General features: G+C 72.5%; 10 protein-coding genes. 5 read left to right on the forward strand and 5 right to left on the reverse strand.

The window, feature by feature from the left end:
• Positions 1-77 precede the first annotated feature (77 nt).
• The 3 genes from hppD (IF55_RS02805) to IF55_RS02815 form a co-directional block, all read right to left on the reverse strand.
• Positions 78-1,220 carry a 4-hydroxyphenylpyruvate dioxygenase gene (hppD, locus tag IF55_RS02805; RefSeq protein WP_063763840.1) on the reverse strand — a complete coding sequence of 381 codons (1,143 nt, stop codon included), beginning with the start codon at positions 1,218-1,220 and terminating at the stop codon, positions 78-80.
• Positions 1,221-1,440: 220 nt separating this feature from the next.
• Positions 1,441-1,755, reverse strand: coding sequence for a hypothetical protein (locus IF55_RS02810; RefSeq protein WP_157854246.1), 315 nt, complete (start codon positions 1,753-1,755; stop codon positions 1,441-1,443).
• 407 nt (positions 1,756-2,162) lie between these two features.
• Positions 2,163-2,738, reverse strand: coding sequence for a hypothetical protein (locus IF55_RS02815; RefSeq protein WP_048831464.1), 576 nt, complete (start codon positions 2,736-2,738; stop codon positions 2,163-2,165).
• A 331-nt stretch (positions 2,739-3,069) separates the two neighbouring features.
• Here IF55_RS02815 and aroF point away from each other — a divergent pair, with 331 nt between their 5' ends.
• Positions 3,070-4,128 (forward strand): 3-deoxy-7-phosphoheptulonate synthase, encoded by a 1,059-nt coding sequence (gene aroF / locus IF55_RS02820; protein WP_030874801.1) that lies wholly within the window; start codon positions 3,070-3,072, stop codon positions 4,126-4,128.
• 820 nt (positions 4,129-4,948) lie between these two features.
• Positions 4,949-6,040, forward strand: a complete 1,092-nt coding sequence (gene hppD / locus IF55_RS02825) for a 4-hydroxyphenylpyruvate dioxygenase (RefSeq protein ID WP_030874799.1) — start codon at positions 4,949-4,951, stop codon at positions 6,038-6,040.
• A gap of 215 nt (positions 6,041-6,255) precedes the next feature.
• Here the strand turns inward: hppD (IF55_RS02825) and IF55_RS02830 are convergent, their stop codons facing one another.
• On the reverse strand, positions 6,256-7,419 hold the full coding sequence (locus IF55_RS02830; RefSeq protein ID WP_078643501.1) for an alpha-hydroxy acid oxidase: 1,164 nt from the start codon (positions 7,417-7,419) through the stop codon (positions 6,256-6,258).
• A gap of 328 nt (positions 7,420-7,747) precedes the next feature.
• Between IF55_RS02830 and IF55_RS02835 the strand changes: the two genes are divergently transcribed.
• Positions 7,748-9,112, forward strand: coding sequence for an aminotransferase-like domain-containing protein (locus tag IF55_RS02835; protein WP_078643503.1), 1,365 nt, complete (start codon positions 7,748-7,750; stop codon positions 9,110-9,112).
• A gap of 196 nt (positions 9,113-9,308) precedes the next feature.
• On the opposite strand, the gene IF55_RS02840 is transcribed toward IF55_RS02835, so the two are convergent.
• On the reverse strand, positions 9,309-10,565 hold the full coding sequence (locus IF55_RS02840) for a Gfo/Idh/MocA family protein (RefSeq protein ID WP_030874793.1): 1,257 nt from the start codon (positions 10,563-10,565) through the stop codon (positions 9,309-9,311).
• Positions 10,566-10,773: 208 nt separating this feature from the next.
• Between IF55_RS02840 and IF55_RS02845 the strand changes: the two genes are divergently transcribed.
• Together IF55_RS02845 and IF55_RS02850 are read left to right on the forward strand one after the other, a co-directional pair.
• Positions 10,774-11,733 (forward strand): GNAT family N-acetyltransferase, encoded by a 960-nt coding sequence (locus IF55_RS02845; protein ID WP_030874792.1) that lies wholly within the window; start codon positions 10,774-10,776, stop codon positions 11,731-11,733.
• Between the two features lie 69 nt (positions 11,734-11,802).
• The gene (locus IF55_RS02850) at positions 11,803-12,729 is read left to right on the forward strand and encodes an SMP-30/gluconolactonase/LRE family protein (RefSeq protein WP_030874790.1); all 927 of its coding nucleotides are present in this window, start codon (positions 11,803-11,805) and stop codon (positions 12,727-12,729) included.
• Positions 12,730-12,890 lie beyond the last annotated feature (161 nt).

The following is a 12,890-nucleotide window of genomic DNA, read 5'->3' on the forward strand; positions in this document are numbered from 1 at the left end:
GCCGTCCGTGGCGGCGCCGGGGCCGGAGCGGGTGTCGGGATCGGGGCCGGTGCCGGCGGAGGTTCGCGTCAGGCCGCTCACCGGGCCTCCCCCGCGGGACCCGCCGAACCCGTCGGTCCCGCGAAACCGTCCGGCCCCGCGGAACCGTCCGGCCCCTCCGGCGCCTCGGCCCCCTCCGATGCCAGGCGCTCGGCCTCGACGGCCTCGTACAGGGCCTTGATGTTGCCGCTGCCGAACGTACTGGCGCCGAAGCGCTCGATCACCTCGTAGAACAGTGTGTTGCTCGGGTGCGTGGAGCGCGTGAAGATCTGGAAGAGCTGGCCGTCGTGGTCCTCGTCCACCAGCACGTTCCGCTCCCGCAGTTCCTCCGTGGTGTGCCGGGCCAGATCGAGGCGGCCCGGCAGCATCGCGTAGTAGGAGTCGGGCGCGGACAGGAAGCCGACGCCGCGCTCGGCCAGCGTGCCGACCGTCTCCACGATGTCCGCCGTGGAGAAGGCGAGATGCTGGACGCCGGCGCCGCCGTGGTCCTTGACGAAGCGGTTGATCTGGCCGGGCGCGGCGGTGGCCACCGGCTGGATCAGGGTGAAGGTGATCTCCCCGGACGGGCTCTGCACCACCTTCGACTCCATCGCCTGCGCCCCCACCGCGATGTCCTCGGTGAACGTCATCCGGAAGCCGAGCACACGGGTGTAGAACTCCACCGCCGGGTCGAGGTCGCCGGACTCCAGACAGACCGCGAAGTGGTCCACGTCCGCGAGGAGTTCGTCCGGACCGGCCGCGCCGGCCTCGGCGAGCGCGGTGAAGCCCGAGGGCACGGCGGGCCGTCCGGCCTCGGTCAGGGTGTGCACCACGTCCCCGAAGCCCGCGATCACCGCGGTGGTACGGCCGTCCGCGCGCCGCGACGGCGACGCGAGCGGCACCGCGCCGCGCTCCACGGCCCCGGCGAACGCCGCGGACACGTCGGACACGGTGAACGCGATATCCGCCACCGCGTCCCCGTGGGCCCGCACATAATCGGCCGCCGGGTGGCTGTCGGTACGGGCCTGGGTCAGTACGAGGGTGATCCGGCCCTGCTGAAGGGCGACGGATTCGCTGTCCGGTGAGTCGGCTCGGGCCACTGGGCGGAAGCCGTAGAGGTCGGTCATCTGGGCCGAGGCCGCCGCCAAGTCGGCGACGCGGAACTCGACATGGCCAAGGCCAAAATCGGGCGCGTAAGTCATGACAGAACCATTCGTCGGGCAATGGGGATGCCGGGAGGGATGAGGGGCGGTACGGGCGCCGGTGCCGGCGCCGGGAATTCGCCGGCGGAAGCGGAGAACGGCCTCCGTACTCCGGCCTCCGGACAGAACAGAGCGTCCTGCCGGGACTCGACGGCGGTCAAGGGCACCCGGCACGGGCCGGGGGCGGGTGTGGGGGATCGTCGGGCGTACGGTCGGATGGTCAGGGGGCCGGATCCAGGCCCGGATCCGGGCCCGGGCCGGGGCCTTCGGGCGCCGGCCCGAGGGCGGCCACCTCCCAGCCGCGCAGCAGAGGCGACGAGGCCAGCGCCCTGCGGCAGATCGCCGTGGTCGCCTCGGCGGCCGCCGCGCTGTCGAGGCGGCTGTAGAAACCCAGATGGATGCGGCAGGCGCCGGACCGGATGCTCACATGCTCCAGTTGGGCCTCCGGAGTGGCGAACACCCACATCACATCCGAGATCTCCGCGGCCCGCGGCTCGCCCGCCGAATACCGGCCGCGCGGGGCGAGCGTGACCATGATGAGACGCATAACGCAGCCCGGCCGAATCGGACAGCCGGATTACGCGGCGGGCGCTGCGGGTTCGCGGTCCGGGGCCACGCCGGCTTCGTCGCTCGCGCCGGCCCCGTGACGGCGGCGCATGACCGGTTCGGTGCGGGTGGTGCCAGGAATCCGAGCGGAAAGCGGCATGGAAATACCCCAGGGAATAGGCAGGTCGATGGGCCTTTCGAGAAGGGGGCTCCGGTGGTCCGGGGCCGCCGTCCCCCTTGATCAATAGTCACCGGGGCGACGGCCTCCGGGAAGACGAACCAACCGGCCGGAACCGTCCAGGCCGCTTCAGTCCACTCGGTGGGCGCCGGACCCTCGGGGCCGGGAGGCGGCTGGGCCGTTCGTCGTCCGGGGGCGGCCGTGCCGGCGCGGCAGCGTCAGCCGAGCCACTTGCGGAGCAGGGCCTCGCGTTCGGCGGGGCGCGGAGACTTGCCCTCCCAGGAGCGGCCCCAGTCGGACATCGCGGCGAGGGTGGTGGCCATCGTGGCCTCGCCCTCGGTGAGCCGGGAGAGGAGGGCGCGGGAGAGTTCGATCTCCGCTGGGGGGTAGCCGACGGCGGCCGCGACGAAGGCGGACAACGCGTGGGTGCCGGAGGGGGTTTCCACGCGCACCGTGATCAGTGGCGGGGCCTCGTCGACGTAGCCCGGGCCGTTCTGGACGACCAGGGTCAGCAAGGTGTCCAGGGCCGTGTGCCGGACGGAGTCGATCCGCCGCATGAGGGACTTCTCGGGGACGTCCGCCACGGTCAGGGCGCGCACATCCGCCCAGAGGTAGAGGCCGGACTGGTCGTCGCCGAGGGCCACCACGCCTTCTGGCGCCAGGCGCACCCCCGGCGCGGAACCGGACGGCTTCGCGCCTACGTACACGTCGCCGCCGGCGATCCAGAACAGGCCCACCATGGCCATGGGTTGCTCACTTCCCCCGGCGAACGGCACCGCCGCCGTGGCGTACATCGAATGGTCAATACATGCGGCCCGAACCGCCGAGGGGTGGCTCTCAGCGCGGCCCGTGCCGCTCAGTCTACCGTCCGCGCGAATCCCGCCGGAAAAAGGCGCGGAATTGTTGAGCGGGCATCGCCGTCCTCGTAACCTGTTGAACGAAAAGCGCGGCGCTACGGACATGGCCGCGCCCGTGTTCACCCCGGATTCCTTTCGTCCGCCTTGGGCCGGACGGCGAAGGCGCACGGATTTCCCCGTTCACCTCCGTACAACGCGCCGAATGACTTTCATCCGCTCCCAGGGGTCTTCGCGGCCCGGGAGCTCTCAGCGACGGGAGGAACCTCTCATGGTGGTGGTGATGGCCCCGGAGGCCACACAGGACGAAATCGACGCCATTGTCGGTCTGGTGCGCTCGGCGGGCGGTGACGCCTTCGTGAGCCGCGGGGTGACGCGCACGATCGTCGGGCTGGTCGGCGACGTGGACGCGTTCGAGGCGCTGAACCTGCGCAGCCGGGCCGGCGTGCTGGACGCGGTGCGGATCTCGGTGCCGTACAAGCTGATCAGCCGGGAGCATCACGCGGCCCGCTCGGTGATCAGCGTCGGCGGCGTGCCGATCGGCCCGGACACCCTGACGGTGATCGCGGGCCCGTGCGCCGTCGAATCGCCGGAGCAGACCCTGGCCGCGGCGCGGATGGCGCAGGCCGCCGGGGCGTCGCTGCTGCGCGGCGGCGCGTTCAAGCCGCGCACCTCGCCGTACGCCTACCAGGGCCTCGGCGAGGCCGGGCTGCGCGTCCTCGCGGACGTACGGGCCGAGACCGGCCTGCCGGTGGTGACCGAGGTCATCGACGCGGCCGGCGTCGACCTGGTCGCCTCCTACGCTGACATGCTCCAGGTCGGCACGCGCAACATGCACAACTTCGCGCTGCTCCAGGCGGTGGGGGCGGCGGGCCGGCCGGTGCTGCTCAAGCGGGGTTTCGGGGCGACGGTCGAGGAGTGGCTGATGGCGGCGGAGTACATCGCGCAGCGCGGCAACCTGGACATCGTGCTGTGCGAGCGGGGCATCCGCACCTTCGAGACCGCGACCCGCAACACCCTGGACATCAGCGCCGTGCCGCTGGCCCAGCGGCTGTCCCACCTCCCGGTGATCGTGGACCCGTCGCACTCCGGCGGGCGGCGGGAGCTGGTGCTGCCGCTGACCCGGGCGGCCCTCGCGGTCGGCGCGGACGGCGTGATGATCGATGTGCACCCCGAGCCCAAGAGGGCGCTGTGCGACGGCGACCAGGCGCTGGTCGACGGCGACATCGAGGACATCGCGACGGCCATCGGGGTGCTCGCGCCGCTGATGGGGCGCGTTCTGACCCGGCCCGCGGCACGGGACGGGGTGGGCGCCGCGGTCGCCCCGTAGCGACCGCTGTGCCACCTGTTCGCGCCGGCGCGGCAAGCCGCCGACGCGCGGCCCGGCAGGGGTGATTCCCTCGGCCGCGTCCGGCCCGCCGGCCCGCGCTTCCTTGGACGGGCGGGCCGCGGTTCTTCGAGGGTGCGGCCGGTACCCCTATCGGCGCGTGGCGGGCCGGGCGCGGCGGCGGCCGGGCGTACGAGGCCCCCGGTCCGCGCCCCGCCGAGCGGCACAAAGCCGTGGTGCGGGGGCGCGGCCGGGCAGGGGTCGGCCACCGCGCTCCGCCGACGGCGCCGGGCCCGGCCGTCGGCCATGTCTTACGCACAATGCAGTACCGACCCGTACCCAGCCGCGATTGCCCTCGACAGGCGAAGGGGAGCACCAGGATTTCGCCCTGTCCGGATAGGGGTCCCTGGCCGGTAAAGACGCTGTTAGAGTCGGAGCCCGAAAAAGGGGAAATTCGTCCGTCGAGTCGCGACGGAACGAGAATTGGCACGGGGGTAATTCGGCACCTTTCCGGCTTTCTCATCGCGGTCCGACCGGCTGTACGGCCCATGGCGCGTGGCCCACAGCCTTATGGCCCGGCAAACCGAACAGAGCGATATCAGGGACCGGTCCGAGCAACACCCGAGCCGCGCCCGTTCAGCGTCCAAGTGTGGAAGACGTCCGGATGGACGGCGGGGGCCGTCGACGCCGGGGCCGCCACGCCGGAGACGCCGCGGGCGCCGGGAATGCCGCGCGGGCCCGGCGGGCGCACGCGCGCCGCGGCCGCGGCCCGCCGACCTGTCGGCTCACCGGCCTGCCACATTCCAAAAAAGGGGGCAGTGGTATGGACATTCGTGCGATCGATCACGTCGAGCTCTATGTCGAGGACGCCGACGAGGCGGCCGCCTACCTGTGCGACTCCTTCGGGTTCGCCCCGCACGGCAGCGGCGGCCCCGAAACCGCCCTCGGGGCCTGCCGCACGCTGCTGCTGCGCCAGCGGGGCATCACCGTCCTCGTGACATCGGCGCTGCCGGGCGGCGGCCATCCGGCCGAGGCGTACGTGGAGCGGCACGGCGACGGGGTCGCCGTCATCGGGCTCGCCGTCGACGACGCGGACGCCGCGTTCACCGAGGCGGTCGAGCGCGGCGCCGCGCCGACCGTCCCGCCGATGGCGCTCGGCGCGGCGGGCCACCGGGTGACCTTCGCGTCGGTGCTCGGCTTCGGCGACGTGGAACACCGGTTCACCTCCCGCGAGGCGCGCGGCGCGCCGTTCGCGCCCGGTCTGATCCGGGAAGCCTCGCCGGCCCCGGCCGACGCGGGCCTGTTCGAGAGCGTGGACCACGTCGCGGTCTGCCTGCCCGCGGGCGAACTCGACGCGGCCGTCCGTCACTACCAGGAGGTCTTCGGGTTCGCCCAGACCTTCGAGGAGCGGATCGTGGTGGGGCTGCAGGCGATGGACTCGAAGGTGGTGCAGAGCGCGTCCCGGCAGGTCACCCTCACCCTCATCGAACCCGACACCACCCGCGAACTGGGGCAGATCGACGCCTTCCTCTCCGCGCACGGCGGCGCCGGCGTCCAGCACCTCGCCTTCCTCACCAAGGACATCACCACCGCCGTCCGCACGGTCGCCGACCGCGGCGCGCGCTTCCTGACCACCCCGCCCGCCTACTACGACACCCTGACCGACCGGGTGGGCGACGTGGGTGCCCCCGTCCCGACGCTGCGCGAGCTCAACATCCTCGCCGACCGGGACAGTTCGGGCGCGATGCTCCAGATCTTCACCGAGTCGCGCCACCCCCGCCGCACCCTGTTCTACGAACTCATCGACCGGCGCGGGGCCCGCACGTTCGGCAGCAACAACATCAAGGCCCTGTACGAGGCCGTGGAACGGCAGCGCCCGCTCTCCGACGCACCGGGCCCGGCGCCCTCGACCTGACCGCGGAACCGTACGGCCGGGGCCCGGATCACGCGGCCCCGGCCGTACGGCGCACGGTCCGGCCGTACGGCACGCGGCCCCGGTTGTACGGCACGCGGTCGCGGGGCGCGGAGCCCCCGGCCGCCGTGGTCGACCCCTTCGTGGCGGTACCGCCGCCGCGACGGCGCGTCAGTTCACGCCTGCTTGTTGCCTGTTGCCTGTTGCCTGACGCGGAGTCAGCCCGTACGGCCCATACCGACGTACAGCTCCCTCGCCTCCGCCACGTTCTGACACCCCGCCAGCCCCAGCGCGTCCCTCAACTCCTCGGACAGCAGGTCGAGCACCTGGCGGACGCCGTTCTCGCCGCCCGCCGCCAGACCCCATGCCGGCGGACGGCCGACCAGGACGCCGGACGCGCCGAGCGCCAGCGCCTTGAGTACGTCCGTACCGCCGCGTACCCCGCTGTCCAGCAGCACCTCGCAGCGGTCGCCCACCACCTCCACGACGCGGGCCAGCGCGTCGACGCTGGGCAGTGCGCCGTCCAACTGCCTGCCGCCGTGGTTGGACACCACGAGGGCGTCCACTCCCGACTCCAGCGCGTGCAGCGCGTCTTGTGGATCGAGCACGCCCTTGAGGACGAGCGGGAGGCGGGTATGGGCGCGCAGTTCGGCCACGTGCGACCAGGTGAGGGCGGGGGAGAGGGCCTGGCCGGTGTGGGCGGCGACCGCCGAGCCGTGGGCTGTGCCCCGGTGCGCCGTGGAGGCGGGCCCGGCGTCCAGATGGGCGGCCCGCACATGGTCCGGCAGCGCGAACCCGTTGCGTTCGTCCCGCAGCCGGCGGCCCATCCACGGCACGTCGACGGTCAGCATCAGCGCCTCGCACCCCGCGTCCTCGGCCCGGCGCGCGAGCTCCAGGGCCCGGCCGTCCTCGCGGAGCCAGTAGAGCTGGAACCACACGGACCCGCCGATCCCGGCCAGTTCCTCGACCGGCACGCTGCTCAGCGTGCTCACGGTGAACGGCACGCCCGCCGCCTTCGCCGCGCGGGCGCTCGCCGCCTCGCCGTCGGGGTGCAGCAGCCGCTGGTACGCGACGGGGGCCACGGCCACCGGCATGCGGACCGGCCGGCCCAGCAGGGTGGCGTCCGTCGTGCACCGCGAGACGTCCCGCAGGACCCGCGGCCGTACGAAGAGCCGGTCGAACGCCGCGCGGTTGGCGGCCAGCGTCCGCTCCCGGCCGCTGCCGCCCGCCACGAAATCCCACACGTCCGGGGGCAGCACCGCGGCGGCGGCCCGCTCCACGTCGTCGAGGGAGCGGGGCGGCACGGGCTCCGGCGGATTCCATTCCCGCGGGTCGACGGCCAGGCCGCGAAAGGAACTCTTCTGCTTCGGCGGGTCGGTCATGGGAGTCCTAGCGTGCGGGGAGTCCGGGGGCGAAGGGCTGCCCCCACCATGCCACCGGAGCGCTGCCGTGACTGCCCGTCAGAGCGCTGCGGCAAGTCGTTCCGGCGAGTCGCCGCGGCGAACCGCTCCAAGGCGCGTCCTTTCGGCCCCCTGCCCTTGTCGTCCGAGCTGAACGGACATTGCCGGGTGTGTGCTTCTGGGCGATGATATTGAAGCGGTGTGCTCTGCCGTGCCTTGTCCTGGCCCTGTCTCGTCCCGCCTTGTCCTGCCTCATCCTGTCGCCGCCGAGTCACCCTCCGAGTCATCCTCCGTGAGAAAGAATCGACCCATGGAAAACGTGCGATCGGAAATCGGGCAACCGGACGGCGTGCAACCGGGGCCCGCGTCCCCTGAGCCGGGCGCCACATTGGACGCGACCACGCTGCACACCTCGTTGGGCGACGCGTCGATGGAGTCCATGAATCTGCTGAACGAGATCGCCGGACGATATCCGGAGGCCATCTCGTTCGCCGCCGGCCGCCCCTTCGAGGGGTTCTACGAGGTGGACCAGGTACACGAATATCTGCGGGTCTTCTGCGACCACCTCAGAACCGAACGCGGAATGACGGACGCCCAAGTGGCCCGTACGCTCTACCAATACGGCGACACCAAGGGAATCATCACCGATCTCATCGCGCGCAGCCTCGCCGTGGACGAGGGGATCGAGGCCGCGCCCGCGTCCGTGGTCGTGACCGTCGGCTGCCAGGAGGCGATGTTCCTGGTGCTGCGCGCGCTGCGCGCCGACGACCGGGACGTCCTGCTCGCACCGAGCCCCACCTATGTCGGCCTGACCGGCGCGGCCCTCCTCGCCGACCTGCCCGTACGGACCGTGTGCACCGGCGGGACGGGGATCGATCTCGACGATCTCCTGGTCCAGTTGCGTGCCGCGCGGGCCGAGGGGAAGCGGGTGCGCGCCTGCTATGTGACGCCGGACTTCGCCAATCCGGTGGGCGTCAGCATGGAAATGCCCGACCGGCGCCGACTGCTGGACATCGCCGAGAGCGAGGACATCCTGCTCCTGGAGGACAACGCGTACGGGCTCTTTCACAGCGGCCCCGACCGGCCGGCCACGCTCAAGGCCCTGGACCGGCGACAGCGCGTCGTCTATCTGGGTTCCTTCGCCAAGACCGGTGTGCCGGGCGCGCGGGTGGGTTATGCCGTCGCGGATCAACGAGTGATCCGCGGAGCCGGGGACGGCACGGGAGGCGGGCTTTTCGCGGACGAGCTGTCGAAAATCAAGAGCATGCTCACCGTGAACACCTCGCCCATCGGCCAGGCGGTGATCGGCGGAAAGCTGCTCAGCAACGGTTGCAGCATGATCGCGGCCAATCAGCGTGAGGCGGCCGTCTACCGGGACAATCTCAATCAGGTGCTGCACGGCCTGGCCAAGCGGCTGGGCGACCGTCCCGAGATTTCCTGGAACGCGCCGACGGGCGGCTTCTTCGTGGTGGTCACCGTTCCGTTCACCGCGGACGACGAATTCCTGGAGCACGCTGCCGACCGCTATGGCGTGCTGTTCACGCCCATGCACCATTTCTACGGCAGCACGGCGGGTTTCCGGCAACTGCGCCTGTCGATCAGCACGCTCACCCCGGACCGTATCGAAGAGGGCCTGGACCGGCTCGCAGAGCTGATCCTCCAGCGGCTGCGCTGATCGTCCAGCGGCTGCGCGGATCGTCCAGCGGCTGCCGGCCTGACGCGCCGGGGCGAACAGCCCCCTTCCGCATTAGCGCCTCGGTCCCATCGGGTGTCTCGGTCCCACCGGGTGTGCGGGCCCGCGGCCGGCGAGGAGCCGTGGCACCTCGCCGGCCGCGCTCGCCTCCAGTCGGCCTCGCGGGCCCGGGGCCGGATCAGTGGACCGGCACCTGCTGGACGGTGCGGGTGTGCCGGGCCCGCTCCGCGGCGAAGGCGGCGAGGTGGCTGTTCAGGGACGCGTCCGTACCGGAACGGATCGCCTCCGGGTCGGCGGTCGCCACCGCCCGTACGAACGCGGCGACCAGCTCGATGTCGCCGCCGCCGTGCCCGTCGGCCGCGTTCGAACCACTCCCGCCGAGCTCGTGGACCTGGCTCTCGCCGGTGCGGAAGTCCTGCACGGTGACCCGTTCGCCGTCCCCGCTGAGCCAGCCGTGCGACCCGAAGATCCTGGTCTGCCGGTGGGTCTGCTCGGTGAAGGCCATCATCTGGAACGTCGCCGTGAGATTGCCGCTCAGCCGCATCGCGACCACCTGGTGGTCCACGACGTCGTTGTCGCCCGCGTACACGCACACGCCGTACGGGCCGGTGCGCAGCGCCTCCCGCAGCCCGGCCTCGTCGGTGGCGTCGGTGACATGGGTGACGGGCCACACCGAGCCCTCGTCGCGCAGGGTGGGCATGTAGAGCTTGGGCGCGCTGTACGGGCAGTCGGGTTCGACGGCGCAGTCCAGGCACCGGTCGGCGGCCCCGGCCGGCTTGTTCTCCGGCCGGAAGTGCTTGAGGCCGCCGAAGCTCGCGACCTCCTCGATCCTGGCATCGAGCACGTAGCTGATCCAGTCCAGGTCGTGGCAGGACTTGGCGAGGATCATCGGTGAGGATTCCGCTTCGCTGTGCCAGGGGCCGCGCACGAAACTGTGCGCGTAGTGCCACCAGCCGACGGGCTCCAGGTGCTCCATCGACACGAGTTCGCCCAGGACGCCCGAGGCCAGCACGCTCTTGACGAGGTCGGTGTACTCCGTGTAGCGCAGGACGTGGCACACGGCGAACAACACGCCGGCCTCGCGTACCCCCTCGACGAGCTTCCTGGTCTCCTCCTCGGTGGGGGCCAACGGCTTCTCGGCGAGGATCGCGTACCCGGCGCGCGCCAGGGCGAGGACGGGTTCGAGGTGGTCGCGGTCCTGGGTGGCGACGATGACGGCGTCGGCTATCCGCTCCTCGGCGAGGGGCCGCCAGTCCTCGAACTCCAGGGGCGCGCCCAGCGCCGCGCGGGCGCTGGGGCGCGGGTCGGCGACGGCGACGAGTTCGGCCTGCTCGGGGTGGTCCTTGATCCAGTCCGCGTAGGTGAGTCCGCGCTGGCCGGCGCCGACGACGGCGACCCGGACCGGGCGGTCGGTGATCGGACGGTGGATGGTCACGAATGCTCCAAAAAACCTTAGTCAAGCAACAATTACAAGATCCGATTGTGCACTCGGAGGCGGAGATTGCCGAGGGTGCGGGAGCCCCGGGCCTTCTCCCCGGACACCGCCGCACGGGCCGTACCGTCCTCGACGCCCCCGGTACGCACCCCCGCCGGCATGAGCGCGATGACGGCACACGCGGCCGCAGCAGAGGAGTCCTTCGGCCATGAGTCTCATCCGCACCGCCTGCCCCACCGACGATCCCGCCCTGCACGCCCTGTGGCGGGAATGCTTCGGTGCCGGTGCCGGTGCCGCCCCGCAACTCCCCGCGCTCTACGCCCTGGACCCCGACCGCCACCGGCGTACGTTCGTCGCCGTCCGCGCGGACGGCACGCTCGACGCCGTCGTCGTCTACGTGCCCCGCGCCATTCGCGACGCCCAGGGCACGCCCGTACGGGTCGGCGGGATCGGCAGCGTCGCGGCCCGCCCCGAGGCGCGCGGCCGAGGGCTCGTGCGCGCGCTGCTCGCGGAGGCGGCGGAGCTGATGCGGGCGGAGTCCTGCGCGTGGTCACTGCTGTTCACCGGAGTGCCCGGCGTCTATACGGGCTCCGGCTGGCAGACCTTCCCGACCCGGCTGCGGGCGGGCGCTCTCGGCAGCACACCGCTGGCCCGCTCCCCGTACAAGATCCGCCCCGCGCGCCCGGCCGACCTTCCGTTTCTGACTCAGCTCTCCCGCTCCGCCGCCCCCTTGAGCACGGTCCGCTCGGAGGCGGACTGGCACACCCGGCTGCCCGCCTGGTACGGGCCGCTCCGCGGCTGGCTGGTCGCCGAGGACCCGAACACCAACCGGCCGGTGGGCTGGGCGACCGCCGCACACCATGAGGGGGCCGGGAAGGCCGAAGGGGCCGTGGACGTACGCGAGTACGCGGCGACCGGGGCCGGCCCGCTGGCGGCGCTCTTCGCGGCCATCGCCGGACGCGCCCGCCGCGCGGGGCTGCGCTGGGCGCTGCTGCGGGGACCGGAGCCCGGGCCGGCCGTGCTGGAGGCGTTGCCCCACCTCATGACGGGGGCGGAGGTCCGTACCGAGCACGTGGGGATGGTCCGGCCGCTGCTGGCCGGCCCCGAGCGCGTGCACGCGGTGCCGCGTGCTCCCGGCGCTGTGCACTGGTTCGGGGATTCGTTCTGATCGGTCGCCCGTTCCTTATATTTCCTTGTGTTCGAGCCCTGTACGTCGCGCGAGAGGAACCACTACCGCATGAACACCGTTTCCGCCGCAGAGCCCGTCTGGTCCGACCGGCTCGACCTGGGCGAGGGCATCCGCTGGCTCCCCGGCGGCCCCGTTCTCGTGGACATCCTGAGCGGCCGGCTCCTGCGCGGCCCGCTCGGTCAGGAGGGCGGCCCGCTCGACGAGTTGGCGCGGCTGGACGTGCCGCTCGGCTCCGTGGCACCTATCGCGGGCCGCCCCGGCCAGTGGATCGCGGCAGCGGGCACGGGCATCTGCGTGTTCGGCACGGGCGAGTCGGACGACACGGACGCCACGGGTGGTCAGGGGGAGGCCGCGCCGCAGTGGCTCGCCCGGCCCGAGGAGGACGCGCCGGTCCCCGTCCGCATGAACGACGGCGTCGCCGACCCGCACGGCCGGTTCTGGGCGGGGAGCATGCCGTACGCCGCGGACCGGAGCGTCGGCAGCCTCTACCGCGTCGACCACGACGGCTCGGTGCACCGCGTCTTCGACGGCCTGACCGTGCCCAACGGCCCCGCCTTCACGGCGGACGGCACGGTGCTGTACCTCGCCGACAGCGTCCACGGCACGATCCTGACCTGCCGCGTCGACCCGCTCACCGGGGAACCGGCCCACCCCTTGGAGGAGTTCGCCTCGGTGCGGGCGGGCAACCCCGACGGCATGGCGGTGGACGTCGAGGGCGGGGTGTGGAGCGCGATCTGGGGCGAGGCCCGCGTCCACCACTACCGCGCCGACGGCACCCTCGACCAGGTACTGCCCCTCCCGGCCCAGCAGCCGGCCGGCCTCTGCCTCGGCGGCGACGACCTGCGCACGCTGTACATCACCTCGGCTCGAACGGACCTGACGGACCCGGGCCCGGCGGACGGAGCGGTGTTCAGCGTCCGAGTACCGGTCCCCGGCGTCCCCACGGCCGCCTTCCGCTGGAGCAAGGGCTCCTGAACGGGGCCGCCTGAAGGGGAGCGCCTATGTGAGGCGATGCGAGCGCGCCCGTTGAAGCATGGGCCGGCGCGGCGACCGTCAGTGGGACGACCGGCCGTTCGTCCCTTCCGGTGAGGGAAGCGTCACCGGGCCTGCGGCGAGCGGATGGGGGCGAGCATGGA

This window comes from Streptomyces varsoviensis, assembly GCF_000718635.1.
Taxonomy (GTDB): Bacteria; Actinomycetota; Actinomycetes; order Streptomycetales; family Streptomycetaceae; genus Streptomyces; species Streptomyces varsoviensis.